This is a genomic window from Bradyrhizobium sp. 6(2017), from assembly GCF_011058295.2.
In the GTDB taxonomy this organism is placed as follows: Bacteria; Pseudomonadota; Alphaproteobacteria; order Rhizobiales; family Xanthobacteraceae; genus Bradyrhizobium; species Bradyrhizobium septentrionale.
The window spans coordinates 357660-374569 of the sequence record NZ_CP049289.2 but is presented as its reverse complement, the minus strand read 5'-3'; the positions used below and the strand labels follow the sequence as shown (position 1 = coordinate 374569).

General features: G+C 63.8%; 19 protein-coding genes. 13 read left to right on the top strand and 6 right to left on the bottom strand.

From position 1 onward, the window contains the following. Positions 1-16 precede the first annotated feature (16 nt). Entirely contained in the window at positions 17-991 is a 975-nt protein-coding gene (locus tag G6P99_RS01820; RefSeq protein WP_245284682.1) for an N-acetylmuramoyl-L-alanine amidase, read from the top strand. Positions 992-1050: 59 nt separating this feature from the next. On the opposite strand, the gene G6P99_RS01815 is transcribed toward G6P99_RS01820, so the two are convergent. Then, positions 1051-2205, bottom strand: a complete 1155-nt coding sequence (locus G6P99_RS01815) for a hypothetical protein (RefSeq protein ID WP_165127093.1) — start codon at positions 2203-2205, stop codon at positions 1051-1053. Between the two features lie 194 nt (positions 2206-2399). Here G6P99_RS01815 and G6P99_RS01810 point away from each other — a divergent pair, with 194 nt between their 5' ends. Further along, a complete protein-coding gene (locus G6P99_RS01810) occupies positions 2400-3116 on the top strand; it encodes a hypothetical protein (RefSeq protein WP_156928612.1) in 717 nt (238 codons plus the stop codon). Between the two features lie 5 nt (positions 3117-3121). On the opposite strand, the gene G6P99_RS01805 is transcribed toward G6P99_RS01810, so the two are convergent. Continuing rightward, positions 3122-3499: a response regulator gene (locus tag G6P99_RS01805; protein WP_029081229.1), complete on the bottom strand. Its 378-nt coding sequence runs from the start codon at positions 3497-3499 to the stop codon at positions 3122-3124. Between the two features lie 266 nt (positions 3500-3765). Between G6P99_RS01805 and G6P99_RS01800 the strand changes: the two genes are divergently transcribed. The 9 genes from G6P99_RS01800 to G6P99_RS01760 all read left to right on the top strand — a co-directional run bounded on the left by G6P99_RS01800 (position 3766) and on the right by G6P99_RS01760 (position 12046). After that, positions 3766-4530, top strand: a complete 765-nt coding sequence (locus G6P99_RS01800; protein ID WP_029081228.1) for a Crp/Fnr family transcriptional regulator — start codon at positions 3766-3768, stop codon at positions 4528-4530. Positions 4531-4718: 188 nt separating this feature from the next. Continuing rightward, positions 4719-5438 (top strand): prolipoprotein diacylglyceryl transferase, encoded by a 720-nt coding sequence (locus G6P99_RS01795; protein WP_029081227.1) that lies wholly within the window; start codon positions 4719-4721, stop codon positions 5436-5438. Beyond that, positions 5419-6864: a radical SAM protein gene (locus G6P99_RS01790; RefSeq protein ID WP_029081226.1), complete on the top strand. Its 1446-nt coding sequence runs from the start codon at positions 5419-5421 to the stop codon at positions 6862-6864. Before G6P99_RS01795 ends, G6P99_RS01790 begins: the two co-directional genes overlap by 20 nt. Then, a complete protein-coding gene (locus G6P99_RS01785; protein ID WP_051346278.1) occupies positions 6861-7130 on the top strand; it encodes a hypothetical protein in 270 nt (89 codons plus the stop codon). The genes G6P99_RS01790 and G6P99_RS01785 overlap by 4 nt, the downstream gene beginning before the upstream one ends. 9 nt (positions 7131-7139) lie before the next feature. Then, the gene (locus G6P99_RS01780; RefSeq protein ID WP_029081224.1) at positions 7140-7376 is read left to right on the top strand and encodes a hypothetical protein; all 237 of its coding nucleotides are present in this window, start codon (positions 7140-7142) and stop codon (positions 7374-7376) included. 292 nt (positions 7377-7668) lie between these two features. Next, a complete protein-coding gene (typA, locus tag G6P99_RS01775; RefSeq protein ID WP_029081223.1) occupies positions 7669-9495 on the top strand; it encodes a translational GTPase TypA in 1827 nt (608 codons plus the stop codon). A gap of 162 nt (positions 9496-9657) precedes the next feature. Continuing rightward, entirely contained in the window at positions 9658-10911 is a 1254-nt protein-coding gene (locus G6P99_RS01770; RefSeq protein ID WP_165127091.1) for a flavin monoamine oxidase family protein, read from the top strand. 69 nt (positions 10912-10980) lie between these two features. Continuing rightward, positions 10981-11196, top strand: coding sequence for a hypothetical protein (locus G6P99_RS01765; protein ID WP_029081221.1), 216 nt, complete (start codon positions 10981-10983; stop codon positions 11194-11196). 16 nt (positions 11197-11212) lie between these two features. Then, positions 11213-12046 carry a DUF3883 domain-containing protein gene (locus tag G6P99_RS01760; RefSeq protein WP_029081220.1) on the top strand — a complete coding sequence of 278 codons (834 nt, stop codon included), beginning with the start codon at positions 11213-11215 and terminating at the stop codon, positions 12044-12046. 7 nt (positions 12047-12053) lie between these two features. Here G6P99_RS01760 and G6P99_RS01755 read toward each other — a convergent pair whose 3' ends face one another. From G6P99_RS01755 to G6P99_RS01745, 3 genes are read right to left on the bottom strand one after another with little or no spacing between them, the layout of a single operon-like run. After that, positions 12054-12461 (bottom strand): thiol-disulfide oxidoreductase DCC family protein, encoded by a 408-nt coding sequence (locus G6P99_RS01755; protein WP_029081219.1) that lies wholly within the window; start codon positions 12459-12461, stop codon positions 12054-12056. 59 nt (positions 12462-12520) lie between these two features. Next, on the bottom strand, positions 12521-13849 hold the full coding sequence (locus tag G6P99_RS01750; RefSeq protein WP_029081218.1) for an SDR family oxidoreductase: 1329 nt from the start codon (positions 13847-13849) through the stop codon (positions 12521-12523). Between the two features lie 7 nt (positions 13850-13856). Beyond that, complete coding sequence (locus G6P99_RS01745; RefSeq protein ID WP_029081217.1) at positions 13857-14324, bottom strand: DUF2269 family protein; 468 nt, start codon at positions 14322-14324, stop codon at positions 13857-13859. Between the two features lie 374 nt (positions 14325-14698). Here G6P99_RS01745 and G6P99_RS01740 point away from each other — a divergent pair, with 374 nt between their 5' ends. Together G6P99_RS01740 and ppa are read left to right on the top strand one after the other, a co-directional pair. Continuing rightward, positions 14699-15208, top strand: a complete 510-nt coding sequence (locus tag G6P99_RS01740; RefSeq protein WP_029081216.1) for a GNAT family N-acetyltransferase — start codon at positions 14699-14701, stop codon at positions 15206-15208. Between the two features lie 162 nt (positions 15209-15370). Further along, positions 15371-15904: an inorganic diphosphatase gene (gene ppa, locus G6P99_RS01735; RefSeq protein WP_029081215.1), complete on the top strand. Its 534-nt coding sequence runs from the start codon at positions 15371-15373 to the stop codon at positions 15902-15904. A gap of 120 nt (positions 15905-16024) precedes the next feature. Here ppa and folD read toward each other — a convergent pair whose 3' ends face one another. After that, positions 16025-16909: a bifunctional methylenetetrahydrofolate dehydrogenase/methenyltetrahydrofolate cyclohydrolase FolD gene (gene folD, locus G6P99_RS01730; RefSeq protein WP_029081214.1), complete on the bottom strand. Its 885-nt coding sequence runs from the start codon at positions 16907-16909 to the stop codon at positions 16025-16027. Position 16910: the final 1 nt, after the last annotated feature.

Sequence of the window (16910 nt, the reverse complement as noted above, 5' to 3'; positions counted from 1 at the left end):
GCGCGAGTTGATTCGCGTGCTGGGCGGCATCGTCGCGGGGTTGCGGCCGCGCCGCCTGGCTGTCGTTGCGATTGCCGTGTTCGCGCTGCTGCCGATCGAAGTCAGCGACGCCGGCTGGCTGCCTGATCTTTTCAAGACTTCAGCCAAGCACGCCAAATCGCCAAAGCGCGCTAAGTCGGCACGGCCGGCCAAATTGGCAAGACACCGCGCTCAGCCGAAGCACCGCGCCACGCGGCTTGCCGCCCTTGGGCCGGTCGCCCTGCCGCCGTCCGCGCTCAAGCCGGCCGCAGCCAAATGCGATCCCTCGACATTCCGGATCGTTCTAGATGTGGGACATACCGCAGAATCGGAAGGCGCGATCAGTGCCCGGAATGTCACCGAGTTCGCCTTCAACCTGCGCCTTGCACGGCTGATCGAGGAGAGGTTGAAGGCCGAAGGCTTTACTGAGACCAGGCTGCTTCTGACCGAAGGCAGGGCCAGACCCAGCCTCTTCAAGCGGGTCGCCGCCGCCAACAATCTGCACGCCGATCTCCTGCTGTCGATCCACCATGACTCCGTGCCCAACAAAATGCTCGAGGACTGGGAATTCGAGGGAAAGAAAGGCCACTTCAGCGATCGCTTCAGCGGTTACTCGGTTTTCGTCTCCCGGGACAATCCGGAGTTCAAGACGAGCCTCCGGTTCGCCGAACTGGTCGCCGGGGAAATGAAGGCCCAGGGGCTTCAGTATGCCGAGCAATACAGCCAGGCCATCATGGGTCGCTACCAGCACCCGCTGCTGAACAAGGAAACCGGCGTCTACAGCTATGATGAGCTGATCGTGCTCCGAAAGACCGCGATGCCATCAGTCCTGCTGGAGGCGGGCTCGATCATCAACCGCGACGAAGAACTCAAGATGGACTCGCCCGAGCGCCGCAGCCTCATCAGCAGCGGCGTCGCTTCTGCCGTGAAGGAATTCTGCGAGCCGCGATGGGCCCTGCTCGGTCCGCTCTGATCGCCCTGCGACGCCCCGAGCTCTCGGCAAATACGCGGTCCGATCTGCGCCAGCCGATGTCATCCCTGCTTGCCGGCCTCGATCCCCCTGGACTTGGCAAGCGCCTGTTCGAACTTGGCGTTGAAGAGCCACATCGCATCGAGGATTTCGCGGAAGGTCGCAGACGTTCTCGCCCTGTCGACCCGGCCGAAGGCGAAGATGCTGTTGTTTCGCAAATATCCCATGATCCTGGGGTCGGAAATTCTGTGGCCGACGAGGTTGCCTGACTGCAGCGCGGCCCTGGTCGGGGTGGGAATGATCTGGATGAGCTCGAAGAGCTTCATTTGATCGATTGGATCGGGCAGAGCTTTTGCGATCGCCGGGACCTGTGGGAAGATGTCTGCGTGTGCGTTCATGAGCGCATCCCGCACCGCGGTCCAGTGATTGAACCTGTGGTCGAGGTTGCCAGCTCGCGCTTCTTCCCTGTCGTCGCGACGGCTCAGTGCCGGATCGAGGACTGCGATTGATCCCTTGATGGCTGCCCACTTCCTTTGACCGTTGCGATCTTCGGACGGACCGGTCTGCAGGCTTCCCTTGTAGGTGTTAGACCGCGCATTGCCGGCATTTTGCTTGCCGTTCGTCTCCGCGAAGAAAAGCCCGAGGCTGATACGGCCGGCGGTCGCCGCATTGGCGGCATCCAGCCCCCTGCCGCGCGCGATCGCCGTCGCCAGATCGACCACGTCCTTGAACGGCGTATCGGATCCTTGTGCGCTCGCGGGCGGCGCCTCCATCACGTCAAACAGCGCCCTGTACTCATCGAGCAGCGGCTCATTGTCGGCGTCAAAATAGGCCGGAGGGATGCCGAATCTGTTGGGTCTGCCGATCCGGGACGGCAGCGCATCGGTGAGGTCCTTGTATGCGCTCATCATCTCGACACGGGCAAGATAGAGGGCCTGGCCCGGCAGGTTGGGCAGCGGCTGCCTGGAATCGATCTGTGCACGTCGCTGGCGCAGGATCGAGACGAAGTTCTTCACGGCATTGTCGTAGGTTTCGCGCGCGGCCGATTGTCCGCTTGTGAGCGCGACCGGCTCGGCGATGGCTGGAGACACCAGACCACCGATGACGGCCGAGGCCAGCGGCAGGCCCGCACCGGGCCCTGTTGCAACCGGCAGCGCGAGGAGCAGCCCGAGGGATAGCGCCGTTGCGGGCGCAGCGGCAGATGACCTGATCGCCATGACAGCTCCCCGATGCCTGTGCGTTGCCGAATCCGACACAATGGATCGTAGACGACGAACGCGCCGGCTGCGAGCACGCTCGGCCCGAAGCCGGTGTCATCCGGCGACAGGCCACAATGAACCGCGCAAGCGGTTCGGGCGACCATATCAGGCCCAGCCGCTTCCGGACCGGGTCTGATTGATGAGTAGCCGATTTGAGACGCGCCACGCCATTGATTGCCGCCCTTCTCCTGCTTGCGCCGTCGCTGGCGCCGGCGCAGCCGGCACAAGATGCGCAGGCGGCGAAGATCCGCGACGCCTTCAATTCGGCCTATGGCAAGGCATTGAGCGCCGGGTTCGGTAAATCGCTGCGCGACAATGCCGATCCCGCCTGTCTGGCGAGCAAGGGCATCGAAGCCGGCCAGCTCGAAGCGCGCGGCCGCGACGTCGTGATCAAATGGGGTGTGCGGCTGATCGACGGCAACGATGCGCTGATCGACCAGAACGTCTATGCCGAGAAATTTCCGGCGGCCGCCGAGCTCGACCGGCTGCAGCAGAATGCGGACGTCAAGAAATACCTCGCGCTCGCAACGCCGATGCAGCAGGCGAAAATCCTCGACACGGTGTTCGAGCAGTTCGACCGCTATGCCCTGGTGAGCCGGATCAAGCTCACGGCGGTCTCGCCGCTGGCGACCGGCAACGATGAATTGCTGCGCAAGAATCCGACCGAGGCCACCGAAGATGCGCTGGAGGCGTTTTCAAAGCGCAACAAATCGAAGGCGCTGGCGCGCTTCCGGGATTTGTCCGAGCAGGCCTCAGCAGTGCGATCGGCCTCGATCGCGAAGGACAAGGTGCCGCCGGGCGCGCCGCTGTCCTTCCTCAAGGGGATGGAGGCCGACCTTGCGGAGCTCTGCATCGGCTCGCGGCGCTAAGCTCCTCACCTCCCGCTACGCCTCAGCGCCGCCTCCAGCGTCTCGCTCGAGCATGGCTTGCTCAGCCGGGGCTTGTCGGCGAGCGAGGCCGGCAGCCTGATATCCGCACCGTAACCCGTGACGAAGGCGAACGGCACCTTCAGCACAGCGAGCCGCTCGGCGATCGCGAACGTCTTCTCGCCCCTGACGAGGCCGACGTCGAGCAGCGCGAAATCCGGCGCCCGCTCGGCGATCAGTTCGAGCGCACGGGCGACGTTCGCCGCGGTGCGCACCGTGCGGGCGCCGAAGCCGAGGATGGCGTCCTCGAAGTACAGCGAGATGATCGGATCGTCCTCGACCACGAGGACATCGCCGGGCATGCCGGCATTGGGTGCGAAGTCCATGGCGCGCCAGTTTCCGTTTGCTAGAGCTTGTTGTTTTGACGCGTTTTCTTCACGCGAACCGATATCCACTTCGCTCGAAAACGCTCTGAAGATGGATGAGAGACCGGATCAGCCCGGCCGGATGGCCCGCGACCGGCGCCTGAAAGCACGCCGGCTGTTCCCGGGACGAAACCCATCACATCGCGCGCGGCCGCGTCTGTTCACTAGTGAACATATGTCCGGGAACTTTTTCAGTATGGTCTGCGTTGGGTTTCCAGGATTTTCCAATGATTGCCAAACGGACCGAGTTGGCCGGGACGAGTGACCGGCCGTTCAACAATCTTTTGCGCCGGCTGAACGCCGCGGACTACGAGCTGATCGCGCCGCACCTTGCGCTGGTCGAAGCGGCGGCCGGCGATCTGCTCTACAATCCCGGCGACGACGTTCAGATCGCGCATTTCCCATGCGGACCGAGCCTGGCGTCCTACATGGTGCCCAATGAGGACGGGCGCGATGTCGAGACCATCCTGGTCGGCCGCGAGGGCGCGGTCGGCGGCATCGTCAGCCAGGGCTTCCTGCCGGCCTATACCCGCATCACCGTCAAGTTCAGCGGGCCGTTTGTGCGGCTGCCGATCAGCAAACTCGACGCCGCCAAGCTGAAGTCAATCTCGGTGCGCAACATCTTCGCGCGCTATGCCGACTGCATGCTGGCGCAGATCTTCCAGTCGACCGCTTGCAATGCGATCCACTCGATCGAGCAGCGCGCCGCGAAATGGATCATCTCGGCGATCGAGCGCACCAATGGCAACGGCGTGGTGCCGCTGACGCATGAACAGCTCTCGACCTTGCTCGGCGTCGGCCGCAGCTACACCAGCCGGGTGATCCAGAACTTCAAGGCGGAAGGCGTGCTGGACACCCGCCGCGGTGCGATCGTGATCCGCGACCCCGACAAGCTGCGGCTGCGCTCCTGCCTGTGCAACGAGGCGGTCAAGGATCATTTCGAGGAAGTGCTGCGCGGGGTCTATCCGAGCGAGGACAACCCGGCGAACTAAGACGCCTCCTGTGAGCGTTCGCTTCAGGCCGCGTAGCCGATCACCTGCCTTGTAGCTCGTCACGGCCGGGCTTGTCCCGGCCATGACGATGCGGAAAAGTCAGCGCAAACACCAACGAAAGTTGCCGTCGGCGACAAGGGAATGCATCCGACTATCGCGTACCGCGAAAATCACGCTACACTCGCCTCATGAGTGGGGCAGAACTTCACGCCGTGTTCGACGTCGCAGCATGGGGCGCGGCCGCGATCGCCATGTGGTGGCTGTCGCGCCGGCGCGGGCTGCAATTCCCCCGGCAATCCTTCGAGCTGCCCTATATCGCCGCGCTGGTGTTCGGCGCCGGGATCGGCGCCTACATCTTCGGCACGCTGAACCTGTGGTTCTCGGGCATGCCGGGCATCGCCCGCTCGGTCGAGGGCGCGCTGGCCGGCGGCATCGTCGCGATCGAGCTCTATAAATGGCTGCACGGGATCTCGCTGCGCACCGGGGCGCGGTTCGCGCTGCCGCTCGCGGTCGGCGTCGCGGTCGGCCGGCTCGGCTGCTACTTCGCGGGGCTGGAGGATTTCACCTATGGCACGCCGACAACTCTGCCCTGGGGCCACGATTTCGGCGACGGCGTGCTGCGCCATCCGGTGCAGCTCTATGAGAGCCTGGCGATGGCGGCGTTCGCGGCCTTCTACGTCGTGATGGTGTTGAACCGCAACACCGCTGTTATCACCAATGGATTCTACCTCGTGCTGTTCTATTACGGGCTGCAGCGCTTCGTATGGGAATTCATCAAGCCCTACGGCGCGCTGATCGGGCCGTTCTCGCTGTTCCACCTGCTGTCGCTGTTTGTCATGGTCTATGCCGCAATCATGCTGGCGACGGCCCCAAATGTGAGCTTGAAGCATGAACGCGCCGCTGCGTAAGTCTCGCCCCTACATCTTCTGGGGCCAGACCCAATCGCTTTGCGAAACCTGCCTGACCCTGGTGCCGACCAAGATCCAGATCCTCGGCAGCGAGGTCTGGTACGAGAAGCGCTGCAAGCAGCACGGCGTGCAGTCGACGCTGGTCTCGACCGATTCTGCCTATTGGCGGCTGTGCAAAGACTTCATCAAGCCCGGCGACCGGCCGCTCGCCTTCCAGCGCCACACCGAATTCGGCTGCCCCTATGATTGCGGGCTGTGCCCGGACCACGAGCAGCATTCCTGCCTGGCGCTGATCGAGATCACCGAGCACTGCAACCTGACCTGCCCGGTGTGCTTTGCGGATTCCTCGCCGGCCCGCACCAGCTTCACGCCGCTGGCCAAGATCGAGAAGATGCTGGACGCGCTGGTGGCGAGCGAGGGCGAGCCTGACCTGGTGCAGATCTCCGGCGGCGAGCCGACGCTGCATCCGGATTTCTTCGCCATCCTGGATGCAGTGCGAGCCCGTCCGATCCGCCACGTCATGATCAACACCAACGGCCTCAGAATCGCGCGCGAGCCGGACTTCGTCGCCAAACTCGCCGAGAACAGACGCGGGCTCGAGGTCTATCTGCAGTTCGATTCGCTGAAGCGCGAGGCGCTAGTCAATCTGCGCGGCGCGGATTTGCGCAAGATTCGCCAGCAGGCGCTGGAGAACCTCGAGCGCGAGGGCGTCTCGACCACGCTGGTCGCAACCATCAAGCGCGGCGTCAACGATGCCGAGATCGGCGACATCGTTCGCCACGCGCTCACCTGGAAGTGCGTGCGCGGCGTCACGCTGCAGCCGGTGCAGGACGCCGGCCGCAACGAGCATTTCAACAAGGACACCGACCGCATCATGCTGTCGGAGATCCGCAAGCATGTGATCGAAACGGGAGTATTCGGCGACAAGGACATGATCCCGCTGCCGTGCAATCCCGAGAGCATTTCGATCGGCTACGGCCTGCGCAATGGTGACAAGGTGTTGCCGCTGACCTCGCTGATCCCGCAGGAGCAGCTCGTCGCTGTCATGCCCAACACGATCAGCCCGGAAAAATATCCGGTGCTGCGGGAAAAATTCGTCGACCTGTTCTCGCTGTCGTCGGGGCCGCTGAATACAAGCGAGCGCGTCTGCGAATTGCTGTGCTGCCTGCCGAGCTTCGAGGTGCCGGAGGGCCTGACCTACGAGAACGTCTTCCGCGTCACCATCGTGCAGTTTCTCGATCGCTTCAATTTCTGCGTCGGCAACGTCAAGCGCAGCTGCATCCACTTCGTCACCGAGAGCGGCGCGATCATCCCGTTCGACACCTACAATCTGTTCTACCGCGACGGAAAGATCGACGGCATCCGCGCCGCGATGGCCGGCCAGACTTATCGAGACGCACGCCAAGGCGAGGAGGTGCCGAGATGAGCGACGAGAGCCGGCCCATCAATCCGGATGGATCTCCACCCTCGCCGCCTCCACGGCTCCCTCCGCAGCGCGGCGGCTGCGCGACCGCATTCATGGCGCTGTTTGGCGTGGCGCTGCTGCTGCCCGGGGCCTGCGCGCTCCTGTTCGGGTTCGGCGCCATGACCGAGTCGAGGCCCGATCCCTCCGCCCTGTTCCTGATCCTGCTCGGGCTCGCGGTCGGCTTTGCCGGCGTGATGCTGATCCGCGCCGCGATCAAGGGGAGCTAGAGGTCGACGTTGACCAACAATTTCGACGAGACCTCACCGAACCGACCGCCCGAACCGCGGCAGCGCAACGGCTGCGTCACCGCCTTCCTGCTGGTCGTAGGGGTGATCCTGCTGCTCCCCGGCGTGCTGTGCGTCATCATCAACGCCAAGGGGGGCCCCGGATCCGGCGGCGACCCCATCACCATGTTCGTGATGCTGATCGCGCTGGGCGGGCTCGGGCTGATCGTACTCGCGGTTGCGCGCTGACAGGGGCGGATCGGGGGCGCAAAAGCCCCTCAAAACCGGCCTTTCGAGCGAAAATCAGCCGCCCAAACCGCCAATAAACCGTTGTTTTTTGGCGATTTCTGACTATATTGCGCCGCAACGCGCAAGGTGCCCGGTCCTGAGACCGGGCTTCCTTTTTGGGGTGATGCGTCCCCGTCAAATTTCTTGGGTATGAGCGTGATCCGGGCCCGGATTGGGCCACGTGAGCGAGCGGCCGGCCAAATTGGTCCGGCGAGATCGCGCATCTGACCATTGCACGACCAGAAGAAGAGCCATGAACCTTCGCAACGTCGCTATCATCGCCCACGTCGACCACGGCAAGACCACCCTCGTCGACCGCCTGCTGCAGCAATCCGGGACCTATCGCGAGAACCAGAAGGTCACCGAGCGCGCCATGGACTCCAACGATCTGGAGCGCGAGCGCGGCATCACCATCCTGGCCAAGGCGGCCTCGGTGCAGTGGAAGGATACCCGCATCAACATCGTCGATACGCCCGGCCACGCCGATTTCGGCGGCGAGGTCGAGCGCATCCTCAACATGGTCGACGGCGCGCTGGTGCTGGTCGACGCCGCCGAGGGTCCGCTGCCGCAGACCAAGTTCGTGGTGTCCAAGGCGCTCAAGGTCGGCCTGAAGCCGATCGTCGTGATCAACAAGGTCGACCGTCCCGACGCGCGCCCGACCGAAGTCATCAACGAGGTGTTCGACCTGTTCGCGGCGCTCGACGCCACCGAGGAACAGCTCGACTTCCCGATTCTGTACGGGTCGGCCAAGCAGGGCTGGATGGGCGACAGCCCGGAAGCTTCGCATGACGCTGGCATGCAGCCGCTGTTCGACCTGATCGTGCGCCACGTCGCGCCGCCGAAGGTCGAAGAGGGCCCGTTCCGCATGATCGGCACCATCCTCGAAGCCAACCCTTATCTTGGCCGCATCATCACCGGCCGCATCACATCGGGCTCCATCAAACCGAACCAGGCCGTGAAGGTGCTTGGCGCCGACGGCAAGACCATTGAGCAGGGGCGTATCACCAAGATCCTCGCCTTCCGCGGCATCGAACGCACCCCGCTCGAAGAGGCCGACGCCGGCGACATTGTCGCGATCGCGGGCCTCACCAAGGGCACCGTCGCCGACACGTTCTGCGATCCCACGGTCGAGACGCCGCTGCCGGCGCAGCCGATCGATCCGCCAACGGTGTCGATGTCGTTCATCGTCAACAACTCGCCGCTCGCCGGGACCGAAGGCGACAAGGTGACCTCGCGCATGATCCGCGACCGCCTGCTGCGCGAGGCCGAGGGCAATGTCGCGCTGCGCGTTGTCGAGGCTTCCGACAAGGACTCGATGGAAGTCTCCGGCCGCGGCGAATTGCAGCTCGCGATCCTGATCGAGACCATGCGCCGCGAGGGTTTTGAGCTCTCGGTGTCGCGCCCGCGCGTCGTGCTGCAGAAGGACGAAGCTACCGGCGCCTGGCAGGAGCCGATCGAGGAGGTCGTGATCGACGTCGACGAGGAGCATTCCGGCGTCGTCGTGCAGAAGATGAGCGAGCGCAAGGCCGAGATGATCGAGATGCGCCCGTCCGGCGGCAACCGCCTGCGGCTGGTGTTCTACGCGCCGACCCGCGGCCTGATCGGCTATCAGGGCGAACTGCTCACCGACACCCGCGGCACCGCGATCATGAACCGCATCTTCCACGGCTACGCCGCCTACAAGGGCGAGATCCAGGGCCGCCGCAACGGCGTCCTGATCTCCAACGACCAGGGCGAAGCGGTGGCCTATGCGATGTTCAAGCTGGAAGACCGCGGCCCGATGATGATCGAGCCGGGCTGGAAGGTCTACAAGGGCATGATCGTCGGCGAGCACACCCGTGACAATGACCTCGAGATCAACGTGCTGAAGGGCAAGCAGCTCACCAACATCCGCACCACCTCGAAGGACGAAGCGGTGCGCCTGACGCCGCCGATCCGGATGACCTTGGAAAAGGCGCTCGCCTATATCGAGGACGACGAGCTCGTCGAGGTGACGCCGAAGTCGATCCGGCTGCGCAAGAAGCATCTCGACCCGAACGAGCGCAAGCGCGCCGAAAAGGCCAAGGAAGCGGTGGCATAAGCTTTCTGTCGTGCCCCGGCTTGACCGGGGCACCCAGTACGCCGCGGCCTATCGGCTCGATCACAACCGTCCCTGGAATACTGGATCACCCGCATTCGCGGGTGATGACAGTCATGCATGTGGCGGCTTCAGGCCCGGCGGCGGACGTGCTAGAGCCGGAACATGAGTTCGCTTCCCTCCACGATCGATGTCGCCATCATCGGCGCCGGCGCGGCCGGCCTCGGCGCCGCGCATGCGCTGAAGGATTCCGGCCTCTCCACCATCGTTCTGGAAGCCCGCGACCGGCTCGGCGGCCGCGCCCATACCATCCAGGCCGCGCCTGACGTGGTGTTCGACGTCGGCTGCGGCTGGCTGCATTCGGCCGACCAGAACAGCTTTGTCGGCATCGCCCGGCAGCTCGACTTCGAGCTCAACAAGGACCTGCCGCCGTGGCGCGAGCGCGCCTATGGCAAGGCGTTCCCGCAGGCCGAGCGCGACGCGTTCATGCTTGCGCTCGACGAATTCTACGACCGCATCGAGCAGGCCGCACAGGGCGGCAAGGACGGCTCCGCCGATCGCTATCTCGAGCCCGGCAATCGCTGGAACCCGATGATCGATGCGATCTCGACCTATGTGAACGGCTGCGAGCTCGACCAGCTCTCGATCCTCGACTTCGACGCCTATCAGGACAGCAACGTCAATTGGCGTGTCAGGCGCGGCTATGGCGCGCTGGTCGCGGCCTATGGCGTCCAGGCGCCGGTCGCGTTGAACTGCGAGGTCCGGCTGATTGATCACACAGGCAAGCGCATCCGTATCGAGACCTCGCGCGGCATCTTGGAAGCAGACAAGGTGATCGTCACCGTGCCGACCAATCTGATTGCCGATGAGACAATCCGCTTTTCGCCTGCGCTGCCCGACAAGTGCGACGCCGCGCGCGCTTTACCGCTCGGCCTCGCCGACAAGGTGACGCTGGCGCTCGCCGAGCCCGAGGTGCTGCCGAAGGAAGGCAATCTGCGCGGCGCCACCATGCGCACCGAGATGGGCACCTATCACATCCGCCCGTTCGGCCAGCCCTGCATCGAGGGCTTCTTCGGCGGACGTTTTGCGCGACAGCTGGAAGATGCCGGCGACGGCGCCATCGCCGCCCACAGCATCGACGAGATCGTCTCCTTCCTCGGCAACGATTTCCGCCGCAAGCTGAAGCCGCTCAGCGAATCGCGCTGGGCGAACGACCCGTTCGCCCGCGGCTCCTACTCGCACGCGCTGCCCGGCCACGCCGACAAACGCGCCGTGCTGGCCGCGCCGGTCGACGGCCGGCTGTTCTTCGCCGGCGAAGCCACCTCGCCGCACTTCTTCTCGACCGCCCATGGCGCGCGGGACTCAGGTGAGCGGGCGGCGAAGGAAGTGCTTAACACCCCAACCAGAGCGCAAGGTTAAAGTCGGAGCCGACTTGCGCAGTAGACCCGCACCGGCCATTCTTAGGCAAATGCTGGTCCGAGAGGAACGATGGCGACGAATGAGGGATATCTCGGTTGGCGCGCAGCCGTGGATCAAGGTCTAGTTGATATCTACTGTATTGCAGTCGAAGACGCTGGCCTCGATGAGGAGTACTTGGAGCGTCACTGGAAATCGAAACAAACGCCAACCGAGTTTGTTCAATGGTTCGGCAACAAGTACGATCTCGATCGGCGACCGCCCACCATTCGAACCACGGACCGCTAGGGCAATGTAAGCCGCGATGGCACAGGAGCCCAAAGAACGACGAAACTGGACCGATGAAGAGCTTGATCTGATCGTCGCCGACTATTTCTTGATGCTCCACGGCGACGCTACCGGGAGATCGTACAGTAAGGCGGAGCATAATCGTCTTCTCCGACGGCACATCGATCGATCCGAGGGTTCGATCGAGTTCAAACATCAAAACATCTCAGCGGTGTTGGTCAAGCTTGGGCTTCCGAGGATCGCCGGGTACATGCCGGCGGCCAACTATCAGATGGCTATTATCCCGGCTATCGATCGGTATCTTTCGGCGCACCCCACCGCGCTGCACCCGGAAAAGACTGTTGAAGGATTGGCTGAGCGGCAGGGACTGTTCGTTGGAACACCGCCGCCTCTTCTGCCCGCTAAGCCGAGCAAAGCAGACATTCAACGATTGATTCGCAAGTTTAATCCAGTTGAGCGAGATTTCCGCAATCGCAAGCTCGGCAGGGACGGAGAAGAGTTGGTATTTCAGTACGAACATCAAAGGCTAAAGCAACTCGACCGACCCGACCTTGCCAAGAAAGTTCGATGGATTTCTGAGGAGCTCGGCGACGGAGCGGGTTACGACATACTTTCCTTTGATGAACGCGGCAACGAACGTCTCCTTGAAGTTAAGACCACCGTCGGCGCGAACGTAACGCCGTTCTACATCACTAGGAATGAGCTTTCCTTGGCAGAGGAACGACCGGATGCTTTTCGCCTCTGCAGAGTCTTTGACTTCTCAGCATCTCCAAGAATGTTCGAGTTGGTCCCACCACTGAAGAACTTCATCCACTTATCGCCTCTCAGCTACGAAGCATCATTCTCCTAGCATTTACTTACTCCAGCACCCTCGCCCGCATGTCCGCGTCGGGCACGAAACACGTCTCGTACTTCCCGAAAATCTTGTAGCGGTTGCGGGCGATGAGGCTGTAGACCGCGTCGCGCAGTGGCTTTGGGACTGCGAGCAGTGCGCGGGTCCAGCCCCAGCCGGGGAGATGGCTCAGCACCGTCAGCGCGGCGTCCGACTTCATCCAGGCGATGCCGCCGTGGACCACGGCGTTGGTGTCGGGGTCGTCGGGGTCGATGCCGAAGGTCTTTGCGAACCGCGTGCCGTAGTCCGACTGGATCGGCGTGAAGCGGAAGCGGCGCGCTGGATCGCGCGCGATGACGAAGCGGACCCAGCGCGAGCAGAAGATGCAGACGCCGTCATAGAGGATCACGTCGTCGTCCGGCCAGGTGCTCATCTTGATTTCCTTCGACGCGTTTTCTTCACGCGAACCGGTTCCCGCTTCGCTCGAAAACGCTATCGGTTATCCAGGGTCAAGAGCGCGACCAGCATCAGCACGATCGCAGGCCCGGTCTTCACCAGCGCGCCGAGCGGCTCGATCCAGAGATCGGGGGTCAGGATCGCCGATCCCACCATGTAACCGAGCGAGGCGATGATGCCTGCAACAAGACCGAACGGCGCGGTGCGGCGGATCGCGATCAGCACGCCGATGCTCATGTCCATCAGGCTGGTCAGCACCGTCACCGGCCCGACCAAGGCGGGCGGGAAATGATGTGCGCGCAAGATGCCCGCCGCGGCGTCATAGGAGATCACCAGCGCGATGAAGCCGGACGCCACCCAGAACAGCACAAGGCTTGCGAAGATCAGCGCCTTGATCAGGAACAGCCGCGCGAACCATTTGTCCTGAATGGTCGCGGGACGGCTGCCGACGGCTTGCGCGATGGTCTTCGGCACGATGCCGGTCGCTGCCATCCAGGCCGTGGGATCGCCGGTGACGCCGCGGCGCAATTCGGCGATCGCATTGGAGCGCAGCGGCGGCATCCAGCCGAGGCGGCTCGTGAGATCACCGAGGCGGGCGCCGAGATCGATCAGGAAGGGCGGCGTCGGAACACGGAAATCTTTCGCCGTGCCGAACGACCAGCGAAACTGGGCGATGACGCCGCCGAGCGAGACCGGCTGCTGCTGCATCAGGTCCCACGTCACCGCGCGCACGTGCTCATCGCCGATGTCGCGCGCAGCGAGCCAGGCGATGGTCGCGGCGATATCCTCGACTGCGACGGGCTGGAACGGCGTCGCCGCCTCATCGGCCGGCAAATCGACCGGCAGCGCCGCCAGCGAGCGCAGCATGGCGCTGCCGCCATAGGCCGAAGGCGCAATGACGAAGCCGGGACGCAGGATCGCGTAGGCGATGCCGGACGCCGCGATCAGCCGTTCGGCCTCGCGCTTGGTGGCGCTGAAGGCGGTGCGATCCTCACTGGCCGCGCCAGGAATGGAAATATGGACCAGACGGATAGCGCGGTGGCTGTCGCTGACAGCCTGCGGCAGCCGCGCCACGAAGTCGCGATGCACCGCGCGCGTGTCGCTGCCCGGACCGTCCTGCAGCACGCCGAGGCAATTGACGACGACATCGGCCTCATGGATGCGAAGCAGCTGCGCCAGCGCCGCAGCGTCCATCGACATGACAGGCAGTTCGAGGTCGGCGGCGCTCATCTTTTGTGCAGGCGTGAAGTGACGCGCGATCCCGATCACGTGAAAGCCGCGCGCCCGCAGATCGTCGGTGACGTACCGCCCGATCAGGCCGGAGGCGCCGAGCACGAGGATGTTGTGTGATGCGCCGTCACTCATGTGATTCCTAAAATGGCTTTGCAATCATCAGCCACAGGATGATCATCACCGATCCGAAGCCGGGAATCCCGAACAGGAACCAGCGGCGAAACAGCGCAAAGTAGCGCGGCGGCAGCGGATGGCCCTTGTCGGCCGCCTCTTGCGCGAGGTCGCGCATCTCCCTCTGCATGAAGATGACGGGAACCCAGAACACGCCGGCCAGCGCGTAGAGCGCAAGCGAGGCCAGCAGCCAGCGCTCGGTAAGGCTCGTTGCCGACAACATCATCAGCAGTCCGCCACTCACCGGCTGCAGCAGCACGGCGCTCAGCGTGAAGATCATGTCCGCGATCACGACGATCGCCGCCGTTCGTGCGATGAACGCCGCATCATGCGTACGATGCGCCGCCAGCATGAAGAAGGCGATCCCGGTCCCGGTGCCGAGGATCACGATGGCGCCGAGCACATGCAGATATTTGATCAGGAAGTAGAGCGTCATCTCGGTCCGCTCGTGATCAGGCCGGTTTCGGCGCGCACAGATACCGCCGCTGCCATAGGCCGGACGGGCGCGAAAATCCACTGTGACGGCGCAGGTGCGGAAGGATCGATGCACCCGCGGCACGCTTGGATTCGCTTGCGGAATCCCGCCAGCGAATCAAATCCGGGTGGGTTTTTTCTGGCCTGCGGCATTGTCATAGAGCGCTGGCTATCCACGCTTTTGCACAGCACCGGATCGGCGATTGGTCGCTTGAGCCCGGCGAGTGTCCTCTTTCGGTACAAGTATTCATGACACTGATGCAAAAAATCCACACGTTAACCGATAATTAACGATGGACCTTGAAGGCGGCCCTCCGACTTGCTTTGATTACGTCCATGAGCACAACGCTAATCGAGGTCCGGCCGGCCAAAGCTGCAGACGCAGCCTCGGTGGCGTCTACCCACGACGAAGCCTGGCGCTCGGCGTATCAGGGAATCATCCCCGGCGCCGAACTCGAAAAGCTGATCAATCGCCGTGGCCCGCAGTGGTGGGACAGCGCCATCCGCAAAGGCAGCCGCGTCAGCGTGCTGGTGTTCGGCGACAGGATCGCGGGCTACGCCAATTACGGCCGCAACCGCGCCCGCAGCCTGCACTTCGAAGGCGAGATCTACGAGCTCTATCTGCGGCCGGAATTCCAGGGCCTCGGCTTCGGCCGGCGCCTGTTTGCCTCCGCCCGCCGCGACCTCCTGCAGAGCGGCCTCAAGAGCATGGTGATCTGGGCGCTCTCCGACAACGAGCCGGCGACCGAGTTTTACCGCGCGCTGGGCGGTCGGATGGTGGCGCGCTCCTCGGAGCGGTTCGGGCCAAAATCGCTCGACAAGGTCGCTTTCGCCTGGACCAACTGAAAATCCTGCTTCTCTCGCAGCTGCAGCAAGGCTAAACCAGCCTGAGCGTTGCACGCGACGGCCAGCCCGGCCTTACGGCCGGGCCTGAGGTTGTTTCGCGGCCCGGCGACGCCAATAAAAATCACACCGTCTTCAACTTCCAAAGGCCACGCGGAGCAATCCATGCGTATCGACGCCATATCGATCGGAAAAAATCCGCCCCACGACGTCAACGTCATCATCGAGGTTGCCGTCGGCGGCGAGCCCATCAAGTACGAAATGGACAAGGAGGCCGGCACGCTGGTGGTGGACCGCTTCCTCTACACGCCGATGCGCTATCCCGGCAATTACGGCTTCATCCCGCACACGCTATCGGGCGACGGCGATCCCTGCGACGTGCTGATCGTCAACACCCGCGCGATCGTGCCGGGTGCCGTGATGAGCGTCCGCGTGGTCGGCGTGCTGCTGATGGAGGACGAGGCCGGCGGTGACGAGAAGATCATCGCGGTGCCGTCATCGAAGCTGACCCAGCGCTACGACAAGGTGCAGAACTACAACGACCTGCCCGACATCACGCTGCAGCAGATCCAGCACTTCTTCGAGCACTACAAGGACCTCGAGAAGGGCAAGTGGGTGAAGGTGCTGCGCTGGGGCGACGCCGACGAAGCCCGCAAGCTGATCCTCGAAGGTATCGAGCGGGCCAACGAAAAGAAGTAACGGCACAACCGTCATTCCGGAGCGCGAGCAAAGCGAGCGAACCTCAGCTGCGCAATTGCGCACCGGGGAATCTCGAGATTCCGGGTTGCTGACGCATCGCCCCGGAACGACGGCATGGGCTCACACCGCCGGCTCCGGCAGGCCGGCAATCGCGCAGGCGGCGCGCAGCGTGTTGACCAGCAGGCACGCCACCGTCATCTGACCCACGCCGCCCGGCACCGGCGTGATCGCGCCGGCGACGCCGAGCGCTTCCTGGAATGCGACGTCGCCGACCAGCTTCGGCTTGCCGCCGGGCACCGGAATCCGGTTGATGCCGACATCGATCACGGTCGCACCGGGCTTCAGCCAGTCGCCCCGCACCATCTCGGGCTTGCCGACCGCCGCATAGACCAGATCGGCTTGCGCGCAGAGCTTTGGCAGGTCGCGCGAGCGCGAATGCGCGATCGTCACCGTCGCGTTCTCGTTCAGCAGCAATTGCACCAAGGGACGGCCGACCAGATTGGAGCGGCCGATCACGATCGCGTTCATGCCCTCGATCGAGGCATGCACGCTCTTGGTCAGGATGATGCAGCCGAGCGGCGTGCAGGGCGAGAGCGCAGCCAGGCCCCCGGCGAGCCGGCCGGCATTGTTCGGATGCAGGCCATCGACGTCCTTGGCCGGATCGATCGCGTTGATGATGGTCTCGGTGTGCAGCGATTTCGGCAGCGGCAGCTGCACTAGGATGCCATGCACCAGCGGATCGCGGTTGAGCCGCGCGATCAGCGCCAGCAGATCGGCCTGCGAAACATCCTCCGGCAGCTTGTGCTCGAACGAGGCCATGCCGGCGGCCTGGGTCTGGGTGTGCTTGCTGCGGACATAGACCTCGCTCGCCGGATCATGGCCGACCAGCACGACGGCGAGCCCCGGCGTGAGCGCGTGGTCGCGCTTGACGCGGGCGACCTCGTCGGCGACGCGGGCGCGGAGCTCGGCGGCGATGGCTTTTCCGTCGATGATGCGGGCAGTCATG

Bases quoted from the DNA above. Each gene is read 5' to 3' on its own strand.
- G6P99_RS01800 (WP_029081228.1), top strand. From the start codon at position 3,766: ATGATTGCCAAACGGACCGAGTTGGCCGGGACGAGTGACCGGCCGTTC.
- folD (WP_029081214.1), bottom strand. From the start codon at position 16,909: ATGACTGCCCGCATCATCGACGGAAAAGCCATCGCCGCCGAGCTCCGC.
- G6P99_RS01805 (WP_029081229.1), bottom strand. From the start codon at position 3,499: ATGGACTTCGCACCCAATGCCGGCATGCCCGGCGATGTCCTCGTGGTC.
- G6P99_RS01760 (WP_029081220.1), top strand. From the start codon at position 11,213: ATGGCACAGGAGCCCAAAGAACGACGAAACTGGACCGATGAAGAGCTT.
- ppa (WP_029081215.1), top strand. From the start codon at position 15,371: ATGCGTATCGACGCCATATCGATCGGAAAAAATCCGCCCCACGACGTC.
- G6P99_RS01770 (WP_165127091.1), top strand. From the start codon at position 9,658: ATGAGTTCGCTTCCCTCCACGATCGATGTCGCCATCATCGGCGCCGGC.
- G6P99_RS01815 (WP_165127093.1), bottom strand. From the start codon at position 2,205: ATGGCGATCAGGTCATCTGCCGCTGCGCCCGCAACGGCGCTATCCCTC.
- typA (WP_029081223.1), top strand. From the start codon at position 7,669: ATGAACCTTCGCAACGTCGCTATCATCGCCCACGTCGACCACGGCAAG.
- G6P99_RS01790 (WP_029081226.1), top strand. From the start codon at position 5,419: ATGAACGCGCCGCTGCGTAAGTCTCGCCCCTACATCTTCTGGGGCCAG.
- G6P99_RS01745 (WP_029081217.1), bottom strand. From the start codon at position 14,324: ATGACGCTCTACTTCCTGATCAAATATCTGCATGTGCTCGGCGCCATC.
- G6P99_RS01785 (WP_051346278.1), top strand. From the start codon at position 6,861: ATGAGCGACGAGAGCCGGCCCATCAATCCGGATGGATCTCCACCCTCG.
- G6P99_RS01755 (WP_029081219.1), bottom strand. From the start codon at position 12,461: ATGAGCACCTGGCCGGACGACGACGTGATCCTCTATGACGGCGTCTGC.
- G6P99_RS01750 (WP_029081218.1), bottom strand. From the start codon at position 13,849: ATGAGTGACGGCGCATCACACAACATCCTCGTGCTCGGCGCCTCCGGC.
- G6P99_RS01765 (WP_029081221.1), top strand. From the start codon at position 10,981: ATGGCGACGAATGAGGGATATCTCGGTTGGCGCGCAGCCGTGGATCAA.
- G6P99_RS01795 (WP_029081227.1), top strand. From the start codon at position 4,719: ATGAGTGGGGCAGAACTTCACGCCGTGTTCGACGTCGCAGCATGGGGC.
- G6P99_RS01740 (WP_029081216.1), top strand. From the start codon at position 14,699: ATGAGCACAACGCTAATCGAGGTCCGGCCGGCCAAAGCTGCAGACGCA.